Source organism: Bifidobacterium sp. WK041_4_12 (assembly GCF_041080795.1).
Taxonomy (GTDB): Bacteria; Actinomycetota; Actinomycetes; order Actinomycetales; family Bifidobacteriaceae; genus Bombiscardovia; species Bombiscardovia aquikefiricola.
Genome location: NZ_CP129674.1, coordinates 884,673 through 908,956 on the forward strand (window position 1 = coordinate 884,673; position 24,284 = coordinate 908,956).

16 protein-coding genes and 1 tRNA gene are annotated in these 24,284 nt (G+C 51.4%); 13 read left to right on the top strand and 4 right to left on the bottom strand.

What is annotated here, in order from left to right; genetic code table 11:
* Positions 1–70: 70 nt before the first annotated feature.
* Positions 71–1,348, bottom strand: a complete 1,278-nt coding sequence (gene purT, locus QN215_RS03870) for a formate-dependent phosphoribosylglycinamide formyltransferase (protein WP_369345054.1) — start codon at positions 1,346–1,348, stop codon at positions 71–73.
* Positions 1,349–1,470: 122 nt separating this feature from the next.
* Between purT and QN215_RS03875 the strand changes: the two genes are divergently transcribed.
* The 3 genes from QN215_RS03875 (at position 1,471) to QN215_RS03885 (ending at position 11,939) form a co-directional block, all read left to right on the top strand.
* On the top strand, positions 1,471–2,433 hold the full coding sequence (locus QN215_RS03875) for an SDR family NAD(P)-dependent oxidoreductase (RefSeq protein ID WP_369344794.1): 963 nt from the start codon (positions 1,471–1,473) through the stop codon (positions 2,431–2,433).
* 211 nt (positions 2,434–2,644) lie between these two features.
* Positions 2,645–3,931 (top strand): pyridoxal phosphate-dependent aminotransferase, encoded by a 1,287-nt coding sequence (locus QN215_RS03880; RefSeq protein ID WP_369344795.1) that lies wholly within the window; start codon positions 2,645–2,647, stop codon positions 3,929–3,931.
* Positions 3,932–4,178: 247 nt separating this feature from the next.
* On the top strand, positions 4,179–11,939 hold the full coding sequence (locus QN215_RS03885; RefSeq protein ID WP_369344796.1) for a SpaA isopeptide-forming pilin-related protein: 7,761 nt from the start codon (positions 4,179–4,181) through the stop codon (positions 11,937–11,939).
* Between the two features lie 118 nt (positions 11,940–12,057).
* Here QN215_RS03885 and QN215_RS03890 read toward each other — a convergent pair whose 3' ends face one another.
* A complete protein-coding gene (locus QN215_RS03890; protein ID WP_369344797.1) occupies positions 12,058–12,714 on the bottom strand; it encodes an SOS response-associated peptidase in 657 nt (218 codons plus the stop codon).
* A 176-nt stretch (positions 12,715–12,890) separates the two neighbouring features.
* On the opposite strand from QN215_RS03890, the gene QN215_RS03895 reads away from it, so the two are divergent.
* Genes QN215_RS03895 through QN215_RS03915 form a run of 5 tightly spaced genes read left to right on the top strand, consistent with a single transcriptional unit; the run spans position 12,891 to position 17,323 of the window.
* Entirely contained in the window at positions 12,891–14,594 is a 1,704-nt protein-coding gene (locus tag QN215_RS03895; RefSeq protein WP_369344798.1) for a transcription antiterminator, read from the top strand.
* Positions 14,587–15,030 carry a PTS sugar transporter subunit IIA gene (locus tag QN215_RS03900; RefSeq protein WP_369344799.1) on the top strand — a complete coding sequence of 148 codons (444 nt, stop codon included), beginning with the start codon at positions 14,587–14,589 and terminating at the stop codon, positions 15,028–15,030. Before QN215_RS03895 ends, QN215_RS03900 begins: the two co-directional genes overlap by 8 nt.
* The gene (locus tag QN215_RS03905; RefSeq protein WP_369344800.1) at positions 15,027–15,317 is read left to right on the top strand and encodes a PTS sugar transporter subunit IIB; all 291 of its coding nucleotides are present in this window, start codon (positions 15,027–15,029) and stop codon (positions 15,315–15,317) included. Before QN215_RS03900 ends, QN215_RS03905 begins: the two co-directional genes overlap by 4 nt.
* Positions 15,314–16,585 (top strand): PTS ascorbate transporter subunit IIC, encoded by a 1,272-nt coding sequence (locus tag QN215_RS03910; RefSeq protein WP_369344801.1) that lies wholly within the window; start codon positions 15,314–15,316, stop codon positions 16,583–16,585. Before QN215_RS03905 ends, QN215_RS03910 begins: the two co-directional genes overlap by 4 nt.
* The gene (locus tag QN215_RS03915) at positions 16,586–17,323 is read left to right on the top strand and encodes an SIS domain-containing protein (RefSeq protein WP_369344802.1); all 738 of its coding nucleotides are present in this window, start codon (positions 16,586–16,588) and stop codon (positions 17,321–17,323) included.
* Between the two features lie 255 nt (positions 17,324–17,578).
* Here the strand turns inward: QN215_RS03915 and QN215_RS03920 are convergent.
* Positions 17,579–17,654: transfer RNA gene (locus QN215_RS03920), tRNA-His, on the bottom strand.
* 295 nt (positions 17,655–17,949) lie between these two features.
* Here QN215_RS03920 and QN215_RS03925 point away from each other — a divergent pair.
* From QN215_RS03925 to QN215_RS03945, 5 genes are all read left to right on the top strand, one after another.
* A complete protein-coding gene (locus QN215_RS03925; RefSeq protein WP_369345055.1) occupies positions 17,950–18,921 on the top strand; it encodes a ketopantoate reductase family protein in 972 nt (323 codons plus the stop codon).
* Positions 18,922–19,024: 103 nt separating this feature from the next.
* Entirely contained in the window at positions 19,025–20,059 is a 1,035-nt protein-coding gene (locus tag QN215_RS03930) for a lactate/malate family dehydrogenase (RefSeq protein ID WP_369344803.1), read from the top strand.
* Between the two features lie 205 nt (positions 20,060–20,264).
* Positions 20,265–21,077, top strand: a complete 813-nt coding sequence (locus QN215_RS03935) for a MetQ/NlpA family ABC transporter substrate-binding protein (protein WP_369344804.1) — start codon at positions 20,265–20,267, stop codon at positions 21,075–21,077.
* A gap of 124 nt (positions 21,078–21,201) precedes the next feature.
* A complete protein-coding gene (locus QN215_RS03940; RefSeq protein ID WP_369344805.1) occupies positions 21,202–22,212 on the top strand; it encodes a methionine ABC transporter ATP-binding protein in 1,011 nt (336 codons plus the stop codon).
* A 17-nt stretch (positions 22,213–22,229) separates the two neighbouring features.
* A complete protein-coding gene (locus QN215_RS03945) occupies positions 22,230–22,907 on the top strand; it encodes a methionine ABC transporter permease (protein ID WP_369344806.1) in 678 nt (225 codons plus the stop codon).
* Positions 22,908–23,070: 163 nt separating this feature from the next.
* On the opposite strand, the gene QN215_RS03950 is transcribed toward QN215_RS03945, so the two are convergent.
* Positions 23,071–24,237: an ATP-binding protein gene (locus QN215_RS03950; RefSeq protein WP_369344807.1), complete on the bottom strand. Its 1,167-nt coding sequence runs from the start codon at positions 24,235–24,237 to the stop codon at positions 23,071–23,073.
* Between the last annotated feature and the right edge of the window lie 47 nt (positions 24,238–24,284).

Genomic DNA, 24,284 nt, shown 5'->3' on the forward strand with positions numbered 1-24,284 from the left:
ATCGGATATTCGGAGTAGATGAATGGTGAATGAACAAGGCACAGACTATCAATGACGTGCTACAAGAATGTCACGCGATTGACGTGTTCTGATCTGCTGGGAGAACGTCGATGTGGAGCTTGTCGAGAAGGCTTCGCGTCTTCTCCCTGGCAGCGTCGGTTCCGGCCGCAGTCGAGAGCGCAACGCCCATTCTTCTATGACCATGAACTGCCGGCTTGCCAAAGAGACGAAGTTCTGAATCACTGGTCGAAAGCGCCTGTTCGACGCCGGTGAATACCACCTCTCCATCGCCTTCGACCACGATTGCACGACTTGCGGCCGTCATGCCTTGAGGAATGGAAAGCCGTGTGTCGTTTGAAGACACGGGAATTCCAAGAACCGCACGGGCATGAAGCGCAAATTCGCTCAGGCGCTGTGACATGATCGTGACCATGCCGGTATCGTGTGGACGAGGGGATACCTCGTTGAACAGCAAGGAACCATCCTTGAGCACGAAGAGTTCCACGCCGAACACCCCCCAGCCTGGTTCCTGATGCTGATGTGCGACGTCCACCAAACCATCCACTATCTGGACAGCCAATTCGTGCGCCCTGTCGAGCACCTTCTGGTCAAGGCCCACAGGCTGCCATGATTCACGGTAATCGCCATCCTCCTGACGCTGGCCTATCGCCTGGCATGTCACGACTCCAGCCGAAGAGCTGACGGTGAGTACCGTAAGTTCTGATTCCAATGGAGCGAAGGCTTCAACGATGACACGCGACACTTCGCCATCATCCGCAGCTCGGCGGCCATGCTGAGCCTCGGCCCATGAGGCTTCCAGATCATCTGCAGCCCGGGCAACCGATTGCCCATGTCCCGATGAACTCATAATCGGCTTGATGACGCAGGGGAACCCCACAGCCTTCGCGCCAGCGACAAGTTCTTGGTAGCTGCCAGCGAAACGGTAGGGAGTCGTTGGCAATCCCAACGTTTCATGAGCCAGAACGCGCAGTCGTTCGCGATCCATGCAAATTGCCGCAATCTGCGAGCTTGGCGTGACCTGAATCCCTGCGTCGACGGCCTTGTGCAATTCCTGCGTGGCGATGGCCTCCACCTCTGGAATGATGATGTCGGGTTGAATCTCGTCAATGAGTGCATCGAGCTGGTCGGGATTGGCCATGTCGAGCACGCGCGCTTCATGCGCCACCTGAGCCGCAGGTGCTCCCTCATAGCTGTCCGCGGCGCAGACCCAAGCCCCCAGACGCATGAGTTCGATGACGATCTCCTTGCCCAACTCTCCGGAACCGAGCATCAGTACTTTCGTACGCTGTGTACCTAATGGAGAACCAAGTGCATGATTGTTCACGATCTGAGCTGCTTTCAAAAGTGGAAGATGGTGAGTGATACCGCTTACGCTGCCATTATGCGCGCGAGGGTCTATTTTCTGCCATAATGCGCACGGTCATCGACTGCTTCAACTAGCATGGGGGCATGATCGAAGCACAATCCTTTGTGAACAGCATCACCAGCGCCATCAATGGGATGATTCAAGGGAATAGAGACATGCGTGAGCAACGCTCTGATCGCCGTTTTGCCGGTGCTCGCGTCGTCATCACCGGAGCTGGCTCCGGCATCGGACGGAGCATGGCCGAAGAAATCGTGGCCGAAGGCGGAAGAGTCGCACTATGGGGCTGGCACAAGACCAACATTCAAGAAGTGGCCGATGAACTCAACGAGCGCTATGGCAGCGAGGATCATCCGGTGGCTTTCCCATTCCGAGTCGATGTTTCGCAGGCTCCTGCGGTCAACCGCACAGCATTGAAAACGATCGAAGCCCTGGGGGGAGTCAACGTCGTGATCAACAACGCAGGAATCATCAGCGGCAAGCCTTTCAAGGAGCTGGACGATAGAAGCGTGAGACAGACCTTTGGAGTCAACAGCATGGCGCTGTTCTGGACGACCAAGGCATTCCTGAAGGAACTTGAGAAGCATCGCAGAGCCATCATCGTCAATGTCGCCTCGATCGCGGGCTTCGTCTCCGTGGCGGGTCAAACGGATTACTCGGCAAGTAAATATGCGGCTGTGGGCTTCACCAATGCGCTCAGGGCTGAATTGAAGCATGAGCGCGCTTCAGTCAAGACGCTGCTGGTCTGCCCCTATTACATAGACACTGGCATGTTTTCCGGCGTGGATGCTGGACTGCTTCGTCAGGCGATGCACATGCTCAGCACGGACACGGTGGCTCACACGATTGTCGATGCGATTGCGAAGGGTAAGGAGCGTTTGTTCGTTCCTACGGTTGGCGGACTCGCCACCCTGCTGTCTGCCTTACCTGTCTCGTTGGCGGATCGCATGCTCGAGATCATGCACGCCAATGATGCGATGACGCATTTTGTCGGCAGACGAGATGCGCAGCGTTCCGAAGCGTCAACCGAAGCGTCACCAGAATCATAAGATTCACTCATAGGATTCATTAAAGTCATAGGATTCACTCTTAGGATTCACTCATGGGATTCACTCATCGGACTCACCAGGGGTGCAAGAATCAGCAGATTCACCAGAGTTGCGCAGTTGAAACGTTTCGAACTATGTGTTGAGCTTAGGATGGTCGTTAATGAGTGAGGCAGCATTGAATATGGAGCACACAGAACATATGGAACAATCGATGGATGCAGAACAAACAGCGCAGCGTCAGGTATCGCACAGTCAGTCTTCGCACAGTCAGGCGTCGCACAGTCAGGCGTCGCACTACAGTCAGCCTGATGTCGATTTCAAGCTTGACAGCATGATCGCGACGAGAGCGCGGCATATCCCCGGCAATCCCTTTGCCATGGGTGATGCGCGAGTCGCACGCGCGGTTGCCAACGGCGAGGATGTCATCGATCTGAGCAAGGGCAACCCTGACGGGGAGCCGCCAGAGTTCGTGATCGATGAGGCCGTCCGTGCGACGCACGACCCCGCAGATTTTCGATACACGGCGTTCCATGGCAAGCCCGCATTCCTGCAGGCGGCTGCATCATGGTATCAACGTGAGCATGGCGTCAATCTCGATGCGACAACCCAGCTGCTTGCGGTCAGTGGAGCATCGGTCGGGATAGGGCTTGTTCTGCTCACTCTGATCAATCCCGGTGACCTCGTTGTAGTTCCAGGCCCCTACTATCCGCAATATGAGGGTTCAACAGCCGTTGCGCAAGGCCGTCTGCATGCGATACCGACCGACGAGGAGCATGGTTTTCTTCCAGATCTCGACGCTGTAGATGAAGCCGTATGGAGTCAAGCCAAGCTGCTCATACTCAATTACCCGAATAATCCCACCGGTGCCGTAGCCACCCCGGAATTCTTTGCGAAGGCGGTCGCTCTCGCGAAACGCTACCACTTCATCATCATGCATGATTTTGCGTATGCGGGCATCGGCTTCGATGAAACCGCTCCCATCAGTCTGCTGGAAACGCCGGGTGCAATGGATGTTGCTGTGGAGCTGTGCTCACTATCGAAAATGTATATGGTGGCAGGATGGCGTGGTGGCTTCATCGCTGGCAATCCTGTCCTTATGGATGCCATCAAGGGCTTGAATCTGCAGACGACGCTGCTGGTTACCTCTACGGTGCTTGATGCGGGAACCGTCGCGCTCAACAGCGATCAGGCTTCGGTTGGCGTGCTTGCAGCACGATACAAGAAACGTTTTGAAACCTTGAAAGCAGGACTCGCACAGGCTGGACTGCATCTGTGTGAAGCTCATGGGGGTCTTTTCGCGTGGATGCGCGTGCCGCAGGGTGACAATGACCGTGACTTTACGACATGGTTGCTGCATACGGCAGGAGTTGCCGTCCTTGCAGGTTCGGACTTTGGCCCGACGGGGGCCGGTTTTGTGCGCTTGAGTCTGTTGAAGCCTGAATCGGAACTCGCTGAGGCCACCAGAAGAGTGTGCGTGGCGATACGGCAACGTCGTTAAGCCAGACTTGCCGTTCTGACATATACATGGGTCATCGGCATCGTTCCAGATGACCCAAACCTTTCTGCATGTTGTCGCTTTTGACATAAGCTGACCCACGAGAGCATCCACCGTTGACGCTTTACGATTCTTTTCACGATATGTATGAAAATATACTCCTTGTATATTACTCTCTTACTTAGAGTGCCACGGCTTCTCACCATGCGAAGGCATCGCATGGTGAGCCTGGGAGTTCGAGGGAGAGATCATGCGAGATATCAGAGTTCTGACCGCCATTGCCCATAGTGTCAAGCAACCGCATCTCCATGCCTTCGGAGCTGCCTGTCTCGCTCTGGCGATTGTGGCATCGATGCTTGTATTCCCATATGAAGAATCTTCGGCAGCCGGTAAGCTGGAAAAGATTGAAACGGTGATGATGCCGTCCACCTCGATGCAGCTCTTCGACTACTGGATCGACAAGCAAAGTTCTCCAGACAACGCACCTGCCTCGACCTGTGCCGCCTGGAAAACCTTCCTTACATCGGGAATCAACGGTCCTGCCAGCCTGAACAGTGGAGGAGTGCAAGGCGAAGGGTTGAAGTTCGCCAAGGATTTGAAATGGCCTCCTTCAGGCTGCAATCTGAGCTCCTATGGTTCGAATGCAATGAATCTTTCCGCCGGAAATTCAGTCTATCAGGGCATCGTGCAACCTGCGCTTTCAGACAGTTTCCCCAAGTTGGCGAGTTACGGGCAGGCTTCGCTTGATTACCTGTTCAATCCTGCGGTCGCACATGAGGGTCGAGCGAACTATGAGGTTACCGGTGCCAATCTTTTCAAGACCGATGGCAACTATCTCACCTATAATTCAAAGGAAAACTTCGCATCCTATAATGCTGAAACCAGCCAATTCGACGTGTATAACAAACCTGCAGTGCAGACCGGAAGCAACGTCGGGCAGTTCTTCCCCTTCAACACGGCGGATCAGGTATTTACCAATGGTGAAGCCAATTCGATATCGGTTACCGACCCCTCCATCAACCATTATTTCGGACTTGGCATGCTGTCGACCTTCACGCAGCCGTTGGGCGGGGTCATAGGTTCATCCTCGGGAACAAGCGACGACATGGTGTTCGACTTCTCGGGAGACGATGACATGTGGGTGTTCATCGATGGGGCGCTCGTACTTGATCTGGGCGGTTCGCATGCTCCCGCCAGCGGCTCGGTGAACTTCAAAACGGGTGCTGTTACGGTCAAGGGCGCAACCGGACAGGTCATCACCTCGTCAACCTTGCAGAAGCAATATGCTGCTGCAGGCATTACACCCCCGTCAGGATGGCAGGGCAGCACCTTCGTGGATGGCACACGCCATCATTTCTCGCTGTTCTATCTCGAACGCGGCAACTATCAGTCCAATCTGGAGATCACGACCAACCTGAATTTCATGCCGGCCGCACATCTGCAGAAAACCGACATCGAGGGAACGCCGATTGCTACCAAGGCAGGTCAGGAAGCCAGCTTTGCGCTCTATAACACGCAAGCCGATTACAGCGTCGATGGTCTCACGCCGATTGGTACCTTCACCACAGATAAGGATGGAGCGATTACCTTCGTCGATGATGACACCGGGGCCCAGCTGAATTTCGGCAGCTATGACACCGATTATTTCGTGCTCAGAGAGACCAAGGCTCCACCCGGATACGGTCTGCTGCTCAACGACATTCATCTGCAATTCATCCCGATTAAGCAAAGCGATGGCACCGTCGTTCCAGGCATGGGCACGCTGAACGTGATGAACTATTACGAAACCGGCGTTGAGACAAGCTTCGATTCGTGGGCGAGTCCGGTGAACTCGACGATATATCGCTGGTGTCCGGGATTGAGTGGTTCGCCAGGATATAACGAAAATACTTCTGGCGTGTGCGATGACTCCTCTCAGACATCATTTTCCCTGGACGACATCAGGCACGCCATTGCAGCCGGAGGTGGTCTGAAGGCCATGGTCGTCAGAGCGCCGACCAGCCATAACGTTGATTTTCCTTCAGCGCCTAGCCAAATCACCAACCCTGATGATTCGAACTCCTGGCAGCAAACGGGCTACCATCTGATGAATGGCTCCAGTTCGACCGGATGGCGAGAAATTTCGCCCGTAACCAACGCTGCCGCCAGCCAGTATGCCGCGGTCACCACCGATGCCAACGGCGTGATACTCAATTCGGATCTCCTGAGTGCCAAGGTCTACGATTTTGAACCCTATGGTTCGAGCTATCGAGTGGGAACGACGGATTTGCCAGGACTGATCACCGATTACAACATTCCCAACCGTACCGAACTCAACTTTGACGTACTCTACTATCTTGATCTGGGATCAGGCAACGACAAGATTCTGCTGAATTACAACTCCTTCAGCCGGCAGCGAGTCTCGGACATCATCGTTCCGAATACCCCCGAAATCATCAGCGTCCGCAAGGTTGACGGGCACGGTAACCCCTTGCAGAACGTAGGTTTTACCATCTTCACCGATAAGGCGTGCGCTTCGGAGGCCCAACCGGCCAGCGCATGCGGCGCTGCACAGACACTCACCAATGAGGTCTTCACCGATGGCGATGGCAACGCAAGCTTCACCGTGAACGACGTGCTACACAATACCTATGCGTACGGGAACTATTACCTGCGTGAAACCACATCAGTCGTCGGCTATGAACCCGATCCCTATCCAGTGACGATAAGCTACTCGAAAGGCGGCTATTTCGTCGATGCCGGAACGACCGATGCGGCTGCGAACAACTCTGCCGCAGGTGATGCATATACCCGGCAGACCTATGATCCAGACGATCTGGTCTCGGTCGAGTTGGGTGTGAACAGAATCAAGGCACCAATCGTCGGCCGAGGTCAGAACGATGTGATGACCGACATCGATGGCCTTCCGAACCTGGAAGGCATCACGGGCAAGCTGTATCAGCTTGTGGATGGGCAGATAGCCCCAAACATTCCAGAATTCGAGTACGAACAATGGTCACAGCAGGCTGACGCGACGGGAAAGTCTGCTCAGGGTTTGACCTACGACTATTCAGCTGACACATGTGCCGAGATTGTCGGCGGCGTCAAACAGACCGCTCCTTGCACTGCACCCCAGCATTCTTCGACGAATTGGGTTGAGTCTGCTGCAGGGAAGTATGTGTCCGCCGATGCGAACGCTTCGACCTTCACTGTGGATTCCGGGTATGCACGATTTGGCATATTTCCTGGAGCGGACTCGAATCCGCCGCCAGGATGGAACCCGATGACAGACGGGAAATGGGTAGACAACGAAATCACCTTCGGCTATTCCATCAGGAAGACCATCGTGGTGAAGAATCTGGTACAACCCACAACCCTCACCGTGAAAAAAATGGTGAGACAATTCGACAACACGCTTACGGAGGCTGGTGGATACACCTTCCAGCTGTATCGAAGAGCAGACCTGAACGCGCCTATAGGGGATGCCCCAGATCCAGCCGATGTAGCCATAGGTGCACCATGCGTGACATCAAGCGACGCCAGCGACCTCGGCCAGTGCAGCACAATCGTTCGTGATTTGGGAACGTACTATTGGGCGGAAACCGGTGTGGCAGCGGGAACGCTGCCAGAAAATGTCACGTCTGCGCCGATTCATGTCACCACCACCAACGCGGGAACGACCATCACGCCCATGGTGTTCACGAATCCTCGCAATCCCGGTGAGGTGAACTTCATCAAATACGCCAGCAACCCTGACAATCCCAGCGATGATTCGCTAAGGCTTCAAGGCGCATCCTTCCAACTGTGGACGGACGCCGGGTCATCAACGCCAGGAAGCATACGTGGAAGCTGCACGACGAACGACAACGGCACATGCTCCATCGAAGACTTGATGCCCGGAGATTATCTGTACCGAGAATGCATCGCCCCCGCAGGCTTCCGCTACGACGTCGATGCTGATGGCTGCTCGAAGTTTGCAAAAGTGCATCTGGACGACTTGGGTGATGCAATTACCAGCAAAACTTTGTCAGTGGCGAATGCCGCGAAACCGACGCAGCTCACGATCTCCAAGATATCGCTCGATGATCTGACTAAGGTTGGCGGTGCCGTATACACGCTGTACCGTATCGTCGGAAATCTCGATGATGACATCAACGGAGAGACAAACGACATCGCTGTAGGCAGCTGCACCACAGATGACCTCATAGGGGTCTGCTCAGTGGATGCACCGACTCTTGGCTCATATTATTGGCGAGAAACTAAGGCCCCGTCAGGGTACGAACTCAACACCTGCGTATTTCCCAACGCGAGTATGATTCCCGACGGCTGTGGAGCCGTCACTCCCATCACGATTGATGTAAATTCCGTGAATCAGCCGAATCAATTCACGGTTACCGGCAGTGCGGACTTCCAGAAGTGGAGCACGCTGAGCATTCGTAAGGTATCAAACGACGCCTCTTCCCTGCCTCTGGAAGGCGCGCAGTTCGCATTGTATCGATTGGCGGATGATGATGATCCAGCTCCAGAAACCGCCAATGAGAGCGGCAACGACACACTCCTCGATAGCTGCGTGACCGATAGTTCCGGTACATGCTCCGTAGGTGAGCTGCCCTTCGGACGATACTACTGGGCAGAGCAGGTTTCTCCCGAAGGATACGAGATTCCTAAGCATACGACCTCAGACGTGATCACAATTGGTTCAGAGGAAGCTGGAACCACAACGGAACCCTATATCTTCAAGAATCCGAGAAATCCCGGAACGATCACCGTCACCAAAGTTCGTATGGAAAGCGATGGCACGCTCACCGCCGATGCGCTCGCGGGTGCGGTCTTTGCCATATATGAAGATACTGATAGTTCAAAGACGCTCAATGATGCCGACAAAATGCTCGACACATGCACGACATCCGGGGAGCATACGAACGCACCTGATTCGTACGGCACCTGCTCGTTCAAGGATTTGAACGTTTCGCAAGGTCCTAACAAGATTCGCACGTATTTCGTCGAAGAAACGCAAGCGCCTGCAGGGTATAAGCTTGCTGAACAAGTTGCAGACCGCATCAAAGGACCTATCGAGCTGAGTGATGCCACGCCATCCGTTGCGATTTCGCTTGGAAACAAGCCAAATCCCAGTACTGTCAGCGTCAAGAAAATCGATGCAGACACGGGAGAGAGCTTAGACGGGGCCACCTTCGCCCTCTATGATGCAAGCAAACCCATCAATGACGCGGCAATTCCCGTTGGCACATGCACCACGTCAACGATTGCTGTCGATGATGAACATCGTGGAAGCTGCTCGATCAATGTCACTGACTTTGGCAGCTACCGTTGGAAGGAAATCGCAGCACCGCAAGGATATCAGCTTCCTGCTCCTGAAGACCAGCTAAGCGAGACAGTGACCGTCAATGCGCCTGGTGAAATGAATCATGCCATAACCTTTGCCGATCAGCAGACGCTGACTGCGCTTTCAATACGCAAATCTGCACTCGATTCCTCGCTCAGCCTCCAAGGTGCTGCTTTCAGCCTGTATCGGCTGAATGATGTATCACAGCAGCCAGGCGATGCTCCAAACCCCGCGGACTCCAAGATTGGAGATTGCGTTACCGAGAGTTCTGGAATCTGCACGATATCCAATCTCGGATTTGGCGCGTATTACTGGGTTGAAACACAAGCACCGGACGGGTATGTCATCCCGAAGGACAGCACGTCTTCGGTCATCAGCATCAATGCTTCGAATACTGGAAAGACCTTTGCGACGTATCAATTCTCAGACCCACGGCCAACCGGACGAATCACCGTCGTAAAGCTGGCGCGCACTGTCTCCGGCGCACTCGATACAGGCAAGCCGCTCACTGGGGCGGTCGTTGAGCTATATGAGGACAGCAATGCCAACAACGCCTTTGACAGTGACACGGACAAGAAACTGACGGAATGCACCACATCAGGTTCCGAGGGATCGTGCGTGTTCAAGCAGTTGGCAGCCGGCGTGTATTTTGCCGTGGAAGTAACGGCGCCTGATGGGTACCAGCTACCGGAGAATGCGGTGAGCTCACCGATTGTTCTTGTGAATAATGGCTATGATTCGGCAGGTGTCCCCATCACTTCAGCCGTACGCTATCAACTGGGCGATCTGCCGAAACCGAGCTCCCTGGCGGTCAAGAAGATCAGTGCTGCCACCGCTCAGCCACTGTCAGGTGCCGTGTTTGAGCTGTATCGAAGCAACAGCAATGGCACCAGCTTCGATGCCAATGATGTGACGCTGGCGGGCAGTTGCACCACCTCAAGCCAGCAGCAAGGCACCTGCAGCGTCAACAATCTGCAAGTCGGGCATTACTTCTGGAAGGAGATCACCGCTCCTCTGGGTTACGATCTGCCGAATAATCCAATCAGCGATGTGGTCGTCATTGCAAGTCCAGTCTTCAACGGTCTGAACAATCCGAAAGTCTTCGCAGACACCGAGAAATCAACCACACTGCGATTGCTCAAGCTTGATGCGGTTACCGGTAACGTGCTCCAAGGCGCAGTGTTTGAACTCTATAAGGCTGCTCACCCTGAGCTTCCCGTCGGCGACCAGCATGATGAGGATGATTCCTTGGTCGGTTCCTGCACGACTGATGCCAGCGGCATCTGCGAAGTCGCCAATCTGGGTCTTGGTTCGTATTTCTGGGAAGAGACGGTCGCTCCAGCCGGTCATGATCTTGACAGTGACAGTGATAAAACATCCGCACTGGTTCATATCGTGCCTGAGACGGCTGGTACTCAGATGCAGGCGGTGAAGTTTACGAATCCGCGCAATCCCGGTCGCATCATCGTGAACAAGTTCGTTGCCCAACCGGAGCAACCGGAGCAGCCGGAGCAACCCTTGGGAGGCGCCGTTATTGAGTTGTGGATGGATGATGGCGACAATGAGTTTAACGACAAGTCCGATTCCTTCATTTCCACATGCACCACCAGTCCGGTGATCGGTCCCCAGCAGGGCAGCTGCACGTTCGAGGATTTGAAGGCAGCCTCTACGGGCACCCGATATTTCATTCGTGAACGCTCAGCGCCCATGGGATACGACCTCTCCGGTGAGGAGAAGGACCTGGTGCTGACGGAAAATCAGCCCGTAGGGGATGCAATTCAATTTTTCGATGCGCCTGTGAAATCTCAACTGTTCATACGAAAGACGGATGCGTTCAGAGGCACTGCACTTTCTGGAGCAGTCTTTGCTTTGGTTCGTGACCGAGATGCCAATCAGCTCTACGATCCGGAGGTTGACACAGAAATCGTCGGCAGTTGCACCACATTGATCACTCAGTCAAATCCCACGGGACAATGTGCCGTGACAGTAGCCGCATTCGGCACCTTCTTCTGGTTAGAGACTCAAGCGCCGCAAGGTTATGCAATACGTGACGGCGCGACGGCGACGGTGCATGTCGATGAGGCCAGCGCAGGCGGCGACGAATCCATACTGATTCCCAGTGCAGTGAACGATGTTCCGCTTACAAGCTTCGTGAAGGTGCTCAAACTGGCATCACATACCAAGCAGCCATTGAGCGGAGCAGAGTTTGATCTGATTGCGGATATCAACGCCAACGGTACGTTTGATGATGGCACCGATACGCTTATCAACTCATGCATCAGCGGATCAGATGGCTTCTGCTCCATTCAGGTGAACGATTTCGGCCACTATCTCTTCATGGAGAGGAAAGCGCCGGTCGGCTATACGTTACCTGACAATCCTGTTTCGGATGCGATTATCGTCACGCCGGACAATGCTGGAACCGAGCATATCGGCAATGTTATCTTCCTCGATGATCCAATCCCACCGAAACCTGATAAGCCTGATAAGCCTGACAAGCCTGGGAAACCGACCGAACCAGCTCAACCAGACAATCCACCCGCAGGGAATAATCCGCCATCCGATGCAGATAGTTCCACGAAAGGTGCCCTGGCAAGAACTGGTGCGTCAATCCGGCCGGTGTTGATGCTTGCAACGCTGAGTTTTGCGGCCTTTTCCGTCATACGAGTCAGAATGAAACATCAATAATCGAGTTTTGCGGCCTTTTTCAAGTAATAAGCACCATAATCGTTGATATGGTGTTGAAATAAAGACGAAAATCAGTGGTGATATTCAAGAATTGCCGCAAAACTCGCAACGTCGGCCGTTACAGCTTGCTGATCAGCGCTGAGCCATCGCCTTCGAGCGGTTGAACCTGCCAGAATTGAAGATTCATAGCCAAGATTTCACTGCTTGCTTCGGCAGCGGGAAGAATATCTTGGGCAATACTGTTAGGGTCGAGCCATTCGTCCTGCAAGTCGGGAGTGATGAACACGGGCATGCGATGATGTATCGATGCAACGTTTTCCGTGGCGGCTCTTGTCACGATGGTGCTGGTAAGAGTCCAAGGATCGCTCGGCTTGGCGCGCCACCAGCCATAGAGTCCAGCGATGGACAGGGGAGTGTTGTTATCTAGCGAGAAATAGAACGGATCCTTGTGGTTGCGCCACTCGTAGTAACCGGATGCAGGGATGATGCAGCGTTGAAATTGTGCAGCATGTTGGTATGTGGGTTTCTCCAAGACTGATTCAATACGCGCGTTGAAGGTTGGGAATTTCAGAGTCGAGGTCTTTGACCATGCGGGAATGAAACTCCAACGCGAAGGAGCGAGGTGACGAACTCCATCCTTGCCATCGAGAATCGTGGCAATGTCATTCGTTGGCTTGATGTTCCAAGACTGCTCAGGTACCCTTCCCGTCGGAATTGCACTATAGAATTCAGCAAGTTCATCAATCACATAGTCCATAGCGAATCGTCCACACATACATTAATGGTATGGCAAGAATCCCCGCCATGCCACAGCCATGCGTGCGTGTGCAGATAGTAGCGAACTGTTAAGGCACAAACTCATTAGTATATTCCAAGACCTTGTTAAATACGTGTAACGCTGTTCTCAATTTCGTATGCGATTCCTCATCGCTTTTTGTTCTTCTCAGTCGTGTGATCCTCGAATACAGTAATGGATTACACGTTGGGGGTGATAGTGTGAAAGCAGAGGAAATTCCGAATAGCAAGGATCGAAAATATTACATTCTTGCGCGGCTGGTTGACGGTGAGCACCTCAGTTATCAGCGCCTTTCCAATGATTACTTCATATCGAGGAGCAGCATTGCTCACGATGTTGAATTGATAAAGGCGTTGCTAGCCAAAGACAACGTCTCTTTGGGATTCGATAACTCTGGAACATTCATCAGCGGCGGTGAAATCGTCAAGCAGAAGGTAATCAAGCGTATCGTCACCGATCTGTTGAGAGCGGCCGATGATCGTTCATCAATCCTAAAGCTGTTCATCGATTCTTCATCTATCACACGGGTAGAGGAGATTTTTCAGAAACAAGTCCAGAGCTGGCAGTTGGAAGTACCGGAATATTACATCGATGACATTGTGATTTCTACTGCAATAGTTGTAGATAGAGGCTTGCTGGGACACCACATCGCGGATGCCAAGGGAAACCAGCTGGGCAGCCTGCTCTTCCAGTTTGATAAATATCCTTTGGTATACGAGTTGATCAAAGGCGTTGAAGAAGCTGGGGTATATTCATTCACTCCTGATGAATTGCGGTATCTTTCCTATATCGTGATTGGCAATGGATTCAAGTTCTTCATGAAGGACCTGCAAATCCCCGCTTCATTCAAAAGCAAGGTGAAGCTGCTGATTTCCACGGTCAGTGATGGATTGAACATTGATCTGACTCAAGATACGCGGCTGCACGCTGATCTGACTGTTCACCTATACCAGATGTTTCTACGGCTGCAGGCGGGCACCACGGTGATCAATCCTCTGCTGGACGAGATACAAGAAAACTATCCACAGCTATATGGAACAGTGTGGTATGCATTCAGTGATTTTGGCTCTGACAACCATATTGCCATTTCAGACGATGAGGTTGGCTTCTTGACCATTCATTTTCAGGCAGCGGTCGAGCGAACGAAGAGTGCCAAACGTGTGTTGTTCGTCTGTCCAAACGGAATTGGCACGAGTTCACTCGTTTCAGCGAAAATTCATAGGATACTTCCAGAGGTTTCACTGATCGAGGTTGTATCGCAAGTCGACTTGGTACGTCAGGATTTATCGGATGTTGCTCTCATAATTTCCACCGTGCAACTCCCTGCGCAGACAGTTCCGGTCGCGAACATCTCTCCTATGATCACGACTCACGATATGAAGACAATCATGAACAGATACATTGATGTTTCCATGGATGGTTCTGAGCAGGAAGTTGATTTTTCTCATATTCACAGCATTCCATTTCTTGCAAAAGATCATGTCTTGTTTTGCAATGCAAAAAGTAGAACGGCAATCATTGATTCTTTGATGGCCATGAACGAGTGGCCGAATGCCGAGCAGAGAAATATGTTTCGTCAGACCGTGTTCCAAAGGGACACAGTTCAGTCCACGTATCTTGACAATGGCTTTGTGATCTCTCATGGGGATCCGTCATTGGTTTCACATAGCTGCATAGGAGTTGCCATTCTTGATAAGTCGATTGATTGGATGAGCAATCGCGCCGACGTGGTTGCTCTGCTGATGATCAAAAAAGAAGATAGAAAATCTGTCGAGCCGTTCATGAATGTGATCATGAACGGAATTAATAACAAGGATTGGTTCATTTCAAGGATGATGGAGATTAGTGAACATGACTGATAGGCTTTTCGACTCTTCAAATATCACAGTCATAGACGATGCGGATACGTGGCAGTCTGCGCTGCAGCAGGCCAGCGAACCCTTACTGGCATCGAGAACAATCACGCAGCTCTATGTGAACAAGATGATTGAAAATGTGCAGAGTAACGGCCCATACATGGTTCTCTCCGACTACTTCGCACTGATGCATGCCCGACCTGGTGAGGGTGTGAACAGCATGGGGATGAGTCTTCTTGTTTCGAGAAAGCCCATTGATCTTGAAGGCAAGCAAGTGAAGATTTTCTTGATCATGGCAGCGGTTGACAATTCCAGCCATCTCAAAAGCCTTCAACAGGTGACATCCATTTTCATGGACAGGCAGGCATACGAAACGATTTTGAACGGAAACAAGAACGAAATTGTTGCATTATTCAAACAGAAAGAGGTAGTGCTATGAAATTCCTAGCAGTGTGTGGATTCGGGGTTGGAAGCTCCATGGTGTTGAAAATGACTCTGGATAAGGTCATCAAGGAACTTGGCATTGCCGCAGAGACAGAGAATACCGATATTTCTTCGGCAAAGTCAGAAGATGCGGATGCTTATTTTACGAGTGCGGAATTACAGCCGGATCTTGAATCGTCCACAACGAAACCGGTCATAGCAATCAAGAGATACATGGATGCATCAGAAGTGAAACAGGCGCTGGTGACATTGTTGAATGCACAGGAGGGTAGTGAACGATGAGCGTATTTACCAACATACTGGATTTCATCTCGAACAATATTCTTCAAGATCCTCCCATCCTTCTTGGATTGATTGCAATGGTCGGTCTTATCGTACAGAGAAAGTCAATAGCTGACATAATAAAAGGCAGCATTTCTGCTGCATTTGGAATGGTCATCCTTACTGAAGGCGTCAACATGCTGACTGGCGTGGTCGCTGCTATCAACACAGCCGTTCAGACGAAGATGGGAGTTGGAGTCTCCAAAGGTCTCTCCGACGTCACCTTCACTTCTCACTATGGTGGAACGGTCGGCATGGCAATGTTTCTTGCCTTGATTATCCACGTATTCATTGCTCGATTCACTCCTGTGAAGACGATATTCCTAACAGGACATATGTTGTGGTGGGTGCCGTTTGTAATCGTGGCAGGCGGTGTCGAGGGAGGGCTCAAAGGACCAGTCCTCATTGTGGTGAGTGGCATTCTTTCAGCTTTGTACTTTTCCATCGCACCTTGGATTATGCGCAAGTATGTTTGGGCGGCGACCGAGGACGATTCCTTCCTTATCGGGCATCCGACCACGATTCTTTCACTGATATCGGGTTCTGTCGCCAAGGTAATAGGTAACAAGAGGCATTCGACTGAAGACATCAAGGTCCCGAAGGGTTTGTCATTCTTTAGAGAAATATCGATCAGCGGCGGTATGGTGATGTTTCTTGTAGACATTATCGTAGGTCTCGTCGCTCCTGCCCTTGTGCCCAAGGGTGGCAATCTTCTCATGGTCGCTCTCAATGCCGGCCTCACCTTTGGCGGCGGCCTATTGATTCTGCTCTATGGCGTAAGAATGCTTGTTAATCAGATTGTTCCCGCGTTCCAAGGAATTTCTGAGAAGCTTGTTCCAGGTGCAAAGCCGGCGTTCGACGTGCCAGTGCTTTTCAATTACAAGCCGAATGCGGTGATCATTGGATTTATTTCCGCATTTGTGACTTCGACGATTCTTGTGCTCATTTGCAATGTGACGAATGCGTTCGGAATCATTCTTGTCCCCATGGTCATCACCAGTTTCTTCGAATGTGGCGGTGCTGCAATCGTCGGAGAAGGTCAGGGTGGTATCCGAGGTGCGGTGGTTGGAACAATGGTAGCTTCAGTGGCAATGATCGTTCTTGTTGGTTTTTCTGCACTGATGATGGGCGGAACCATACGAAACTGGATTCTCATCTTTGGTGGCAACGACCTGTCGCTCTGGGGAATGATTGGAAAATGGGTCGGCAATCTGATTGGAGTGTTCTAAATGTTCCAATATTTTGACAAGATACGTGAATTGTTGGATATGGTTGAGCACACAGAGCGGCCCAACATTCTCAAGGCCATAGATGCAATCGTGAAAGCGAACCTGGAGAAATCGTCGATATATATTTTCGGTGCCAGCCATGCAGGAATTTTGTCTGAAGAATTATATTACCGGGCAGGCGGCATGATCACGATCAACGCTATTTTTGCACGAGAACTGATGTTGGATCGTCAGCCAATAACCTTCACCAGCACCATGGAACGGCTTGAAGGATATGGGACAGCAATCGCCTCGACAATTGAATTTCATCGTGGAGACATCCTAATCCTTCATTCGGTTTCTGGGCGAAACCCAGTCATCATTGATATGGCAATGGCAGCTCAGAAGAAAGGAGTATGCATCATTGCATTAACCAATCTCACTTATTCACAATCAGTATCTAGTAGGCACTCATCGGGCAAGAGATTGTTTGAACTTGCAGATATTGTAATTGACAATCATGGAGAAATTGGTGATGCAGCTTGCAATATAGCTGGAACTGAACTCAAAGTTGGACCAACATCAACAGTTATCGGGGCTGCAATACTTGATGATGTCATTGTTGAAGCAAGTAGAGCTATCTCCAAGAAAACCGCATCACAGGTTCCTGTATTCTATTCAGCGAATTTGGAAGGCGGTGACATCGAAAACAAGAGATTGGTCAAAGAATATACCGATATGATTCACTACAATTTTTGATTATGTCTCTCTATTACTGGTATTGCACCACGATTGGGCCAATGAAAATCATTGCTTTGACCGGCACATTAATGCTTTTGCAAACCAATACGAGCATTACACCGCTTAAGCCAGCATGAAGGCTGTGGAGCATGCCTCACACGATCTTCCCTGCCAATACACCGGGTTTCCGCAATTCGGGCATATTTAGATAATGCATGAAACTTTCCCTGTGTTGAAAAGCCTCGCAATCGCTAGAATTGCGAGGCTTTCGCTTGGGGTGGATAACGCGGTTCGAACGCGCGACCTTCTGAACCACAATCAGATGCTCTACCTGCTGAGCTATATCCACCATATGTAGCGCACGGATACCGTAACGCACAACAGATGAATACTATACACTAATTTTGCGATGACCACGCCGGTGTGCCATATGTGCAAAAGTCGAGAGGTGGAAACCGTTCGCATAACTCGCAACCCAGCGGTAGTATCGCGGTATTGCAATGTTGCGCGGCATGGCATGCACAAGGAAGGCAGCTTGCTATTTTCGCAAGACATTCCATAAGACATGCATGAGGGCAGTGTTGTTGAAAGTGGATGTTGAACGTGAATCGTTGCAGTCTGATCATTCGAAAGGCGTTGGAAAGATGCGATACGGAGTTATTGGCACTGGTGGCATGGGAACGCAGTATGGCGTTCTTCTTCAGGAATTCGCAGGCAAAGAGGTCGATTTCATCGATACCTGGGATGACAATGTCGAGCAGATTCGCAAGCAGGGTGGAGTCTATGTGTCACAGGATGAAGAGAATCGTCATCTTGTACCGATTCACGTCTACTATCCGGAGGAATATGACGGGGATCCAGACGTGTGGATCGTCTTCCTCAAGCAGATGCAGCTTGACGACGTTCTCTCGCGCTGCGCCCATCTTTTCAAAGACCATCAGGTGGTATTCTCCGCTATGAATGGCTACGGCCATTTCGAAAAGTTCGCACAATACTTCGATGCCTCTCGTATCTATGGCGGCACGGCACTGATTGGCGCTGAAGTGTACGGTCCTGGCGATGTGAATTTCACCGGGGGAGCCAATGCCAAAGCCATGAACATGTGTGGCTATGAGGAGCAGGTGACCGATGTCGAGCATGAGATTTTCGATGATTTTACTCAGGCGACGCTGAACCCAACGATTGTCAGCAACTTCATGGGCATGTGCATGGCGAAGATCGTGTTCAATTCTGTGCTGAACACGCTATGCACGATGTATCAGATACGGTTCGGAGAATTCATGCGTCATCCAGGCGCGCAATGGATGACGGAGAAGCTGGTAGACGAAGCCTATACTGCTGCTGAGAAGGCGGGACTGAATCTCTTAGGCACGCGTGAATCCGAAGTGGCAATGATATGCCACACCGCTGGTGTAGCGCATCCGCTGCATTATCCTTCGATGTATCAGGATCTGACCAAGGGACGTCCAACCGAGGTTGATTTCATCAACGGATATATTGCAAAAATCGGCCGCGAACATGGCTATGAGTGCACGCTCCATGAGTTCGTCACTCAAGAACTGCATCTCGCTGAACTGGCATTTTCGATACATCACCCAGAATTCAAGCGCGGCTGAACGCTCAGTCGAGGAACTGAAGTGGCAGGCAGACGTGTCGCGTCGTTGACGCCATCAGCTGGGACACAATCACCTAGTCCACAATCACCTAGTCCACAATCACATGGAGGGAGCAGCAATGGGGTATCATCCCGTATCAATCGGCATCATCGGCATGGGGCACGTGGGTCCGCATGCTGCCAACAGTCTGATTCTGCAAGGCATAGCAGATGAAATCCTGGTCTGTGACAGCAATGAAGACAAGCTCAGGGCAGAGGTGCAGGATCTCAATGATTCCACAGTCTTTGCGCCGCATCGTGCCGTGGTCGTCAACTGCCATACCGACTACGAGAAGCTGGCGCACTGCGATGTGATCATCAACGCTTCGGGTCAGGTCACGCTTTCGGCAGTCAGTAGAACCGGTGAGCTCTTCAAGTCGGTTGACGATGCACGATTGTTCACTGGCAGGATCGCGGCTGCCGGATTTACCGGATTCTATGTGAATGTGACGAATCCATGCGACGTGGTTGCCAGAGAAATACATAGGCTCTCAGGGCTTCCATCCTCGCATGTCATTGGTACTGGTACCTGTCTGGATTCCGCACGACTTCGGACGGTTATCGCCCTCAAGACGCGGCTGGCTCCTGAATCAATTCAGGCCTACATGGTGGGAGAGCATGGAAATTCGCAGATTGCCGCATGGTCGAGCGTGAGCATTGCCGGAAAACTGCTGAGTGAGCTTGCAGACAACCCGCGCTTTGCGCTGGACGGTGCCGAAGCTGAATCTCTCGCGCGCAAGGGTGGCTACATCGCCTACCATGGCAAGCAGTGCACCGAATATGCCATTGCCAATGCGGCAACGAGAATCGTACGGGCGATTGTGCATGATGAAAAGGTCGTGCTTGCCGCTTCCGTCGAATTGAACGGTGAATACGGTCAACAAGGGCTGTTTACCTCAGTTCCTTGCATCATCGGCAAAGATGGAGTTGAAGAGGTTCTGGAAATCGACATGAACGACGCTGAACACCAAGGTTTTGCCGATTCGTGCGATGTCATTCGCACTAATTTCGAGAAACTGGCACCCTTCAGCGTGGAAAGCTCGCGGCAGGTCCCGGTTGTGCTCCCGAGACACGAGGGGGACGACCGCAATCTGGACTGATTTGTGCAGTGTGCTATTCGTCACATTTCTCACATCGTTGCGAAATAAGGGCTTGCACCCCCGCTATCAATAGAATTTAGCCTCCCTCATAACTATTTCCGTCAATGAGGGTGGTGTGTTTCCATCTCGTTTCTTTGTACGATAACGGAGTTAACCAATCGTCAAGGGGAGAGAAGGCGGCGAAAGCTGCCAGGAAGCGGGAGACATGAAGAAGAAAATCATTGCGGCCATTGTCGCAATCGCTGCAAGTATTGGACTGGCAGCGTGCGGGTCTACCTCATCATCGAGCGAACGTAAGTATGTCGTCGGCGTTACCAGTGATCAGCAAAAGGACATTTGGGAATATGTTGGCAAGCAGGTCGCCAAAGAGGGCATCACCATCGATGTGAAGCTCTTCTCGGGATACACCGAAGAGAACCCTGCACTCGTTGACGGCAGCTTGGATCTGAACAGCTTCCAGCACGTAGCATTCCTCAATAATTTCAACGCTGAGAACAAGGCAGACCTGACCTATATCGGATACACCATCATTTCCCCGTTTGGCCTGTATTCAGATAAGATCAAGAATTACAAGGATCTGAAGGACGGCGATACCATCGCCATCCCCAACGATGTCACCAATGGTGGCCGCGCCTTGCAGCTGCTCGATGCAATCGGCGTCATCAAGCTCAAAGCCGATGCTCCGGACTCTCCGACCACGAAGGACATCGAGAAATACATCAAGAAGGTCAAGATCGAACAGTTGCAGGCTGACCAGATCGCACCAGCCCTGCAGGATGTGACAGCGGCAACGATCAACACTAACTATGTGACCGATCAGCTGCATACCACTCCTAGAAAGTCCGCCATCTACATCGACACCGACCACATTGCCAAGGTGAGCAGCATCTACAAGAACGTTATTGCGGTACGCAAGGCAGACAAGAACAAGGAAGATTTCAAGAAGATCTTGAAGGCATACCAAACGAATGCCGTTGCGAAGATGATCAAGGAAACCAACGATATTCCAGCTTGGTGAACTGTTTCACGATTGTCGTACACTGCTGATTGAACGGTATTGAGTACGTCGTGCACATAACGAAATCTTTGATTCTAGCGCAGACCATATCTTATGGCCTGCGCTCTTCAACGAATGGGACTCTATGATCGAATTATCTGACATTGTGGTGAAATTTGCGCAGAAAGGGCATGTGGTCACTGCCGTAAACCATGTCTCTCTGGCCGTAGATGACGGCAGCATATATGGCATCGTAGGGTTTTCTGGGGCGGGAAAATCGACCTTGGTCCGCGTCATGAATCTGCTGCAAAGGCCGACTGAAGGATCGGTTATCGTCAATGGCACAGATTTGAAGGCCTTGTCGCAACGTGCGTTGCGCAAGGAACGCAGAAACATTGGAATGATCTTTCAGCATTTCAATCTGATGGAATCGCGAACCATCTTCGACAACGTCGATTTTCCTCTGAAAGGTTCCGGCATCGCCAAGTCGGAACGTAGGCGGCGCATCGAAAAGTTGCTTGATCTCGTTGGCATTCTGGAAAAGAAGGATGCGTACCCGTACCAGCTCTCAGGTGGTCAAAAGCAGCGTGTGGCAATTGCCAGGGCGCTTGCCACCGATCCTAAGATTCTTCTATGCGACGAGGCGACCAGTGCGTTGGACCCGAAGACAACGATTGCGGTGTTGCAGCTGCTGAAGGAAATCAATGAACGGCTGGGTATCACGATTGTGATCATCACTCATGAAATGCAGGTTGTCAAAGAAATCTGCGACCATGTGGCCGTCATGGAGGATGGCAAGATCATCGAACGCGGCGAGGTTGCCGATATCTTCAGCAATCCTGAACAAGCTCTGACTCAGGATTTCATACGCACGGCAAGTCATATCGACCAGGCTGAGACAACGATTCTGGAGCATGCAGCAGGAGAACCTGTCTATGAATTGCGTTTTTCCGGCAATCGTGCTTCGGAACCCATTCTGATCGATATCTACAAGCGATTCGGGCTCACTGCGAACATTCTCTATGCCAATATCGAATATCTACAGAACAAACCATTGGGAACCATGTTGGTGACCTTTGACAGTTCTGAACAGCTGGACGAGGTGGAACGTCACCTTCATAAGGATGGCATTTCTATGAGTAAGGTGGTGCGCTGATCATGTTCGGCTCATTCATGGAACATTATTTCCCCTATGCAAGTCAGATGGTGTCAGACTTTACGCAGGCAACGCAAGAAACCGTGCTGATGACAGTGTCGGCGATGATCATCGCCGGAGCCATAGGACTCGTCATCGGCATTCTTCTGCTGCTGACAGGCTCTCGCGGTCTAAGCCCCAATGCACCGGTCTATTGGGTGCTTGATCAGATCGTAAATATTGGTAGATCCGTACCTTTCATCATCCTGCTGGCGGTCATCATGCCGTTCACTCGTCTGATTGTGGGCACCAGCATCGGAACCACGGCTGTGACGGTTCCCATCGTTGTCGGTACCATCCCGTTCTTCGCCCGTCAGGTACAGAACGCCCTGCTCGAAGTGGATTCCGGTGTCGTCGAGGCTGCGCAGGCCATGGGGCTCGGCAATCTTGCCATCGTCGTGCGCGTGTACCTAAAAGAGGGCCTGATCTCACTCGTTCGCTCGGTTAACTTCACCATCATCAATCTGATTGGTCTGACAGCCATGGCTGGAGTCGTCGGGGGAGGCGGCCTGGGCGCGGTGGCACTTCAGGAAGGCTATCAGCGAGGCAGAACGGACGTGACGGTCATGTCGATGATTCTGATTCTGATCTTCGTGTTCATCACGCAGGTTATTGGCAACGCAGTGCTCAAGCTCATTGCGCATGGTCGTGCGTAGAGCTTCTTTCGATGCTTTCGTCCTGATGGTTGCCATCAATGGCTAATGTGCCACATAGGTAGTATTCGAGAGTTGAACCAATGAGTCGAGCAACCTCGGGGACGGGCATGCTTGCCAGTGGCTCAGGAACAGTGAAGGAGACGGTGAACAATCACAGCAATCCCTATATCACCAGTCTATTCAAGTCAGGCAATCCCAATACCTGACCCTGTTGTGTCTCGTAGGACTGGACGCCGCCATACACCACAATGCGCTGACATCTATCCAATCCCATGATGGGCGCCAGTTTGTTCAGCGTAGAAAATGCACGGGGATTGAAGGTTGCTGTGGATTTGATTTCGATGGCAAACTGAGCTTTGCCGCCCTTTTCGATGACAAGGTCAATTTCGTTCTGATTGCTATCTCGCCAAAAATAGAGTTGTGGTCGTTTGCCCAGCGAATAGTACTGTTTGATAATCTCGACGACCGCCGCGTTTTCGAAGAGATTGCCACGCTTGTGATGAGTGAGCACATCCTTTTTCTGTTCGATGCCTATCAGGTTGCATGCCAAACCTGTGTCATAGAAGTACATTTTCGGTGATTTGGTCAAACGCTTTCCATAATTGTCATGGAATGGTTGCAGAAGAAAGATTATGAAACTCGCATGAAGAATGGAAATCCAATCGCGAGCAGTTTTTACCGAGATGTCGCACTCATTGGCCAGATTCTCTAGATTGAGCACATCTCCTGTTCTTAAGGCGCATGCCGTGATGAAATGAGTGAATGAGTCAATTTTTTTCACGCCCAGCTCCTCGCGCACGTCACGTTCAAGGTATGTTCGCATATAGCTTGGAAAGAAATCAGAAGGTGCAATGTCGTTGACGACCAATCTTGGATACCCGCCCAAAAACATGAAATCGTCAAAATCGTGGGGCACAAACGCTGTATTCGACAATTCGGCATACGATAAAGGCAATAGATGCTGTATCGATACCCTTCCAGCCAAACTTTGTGAGATGCCTTTGAGCAGCAAGAAATTCTGTGAACCCGACAATATATATTGACCGGGTTCATCCTGTTCGTCAACCACGCCTTGAATATAGGAAAAAAGTTCAGGCGTTCGTTGTATTTCATCAAAAATGGCTTTTGAGTTGTATTGCTTGAGAAATGAACGTGGGTCATTTTCAGCAAGCTGCCTCATATCCGGGTCTTCTAAGGAAACGTAGCTGTATTCGGGAAAACTGTTGCGAAGCAAGGTTGATTTTCCGCTTTGCCGTGGGCCGGTGAGGGACACAATGGGGAAGACCTTGAGCATGGAAACGAGTTTATTCTTAAGTGATCTTTCCAGCACATTCCAGCCTTTCCTGATGTATTACCTGATTTGCATAAACTATATTA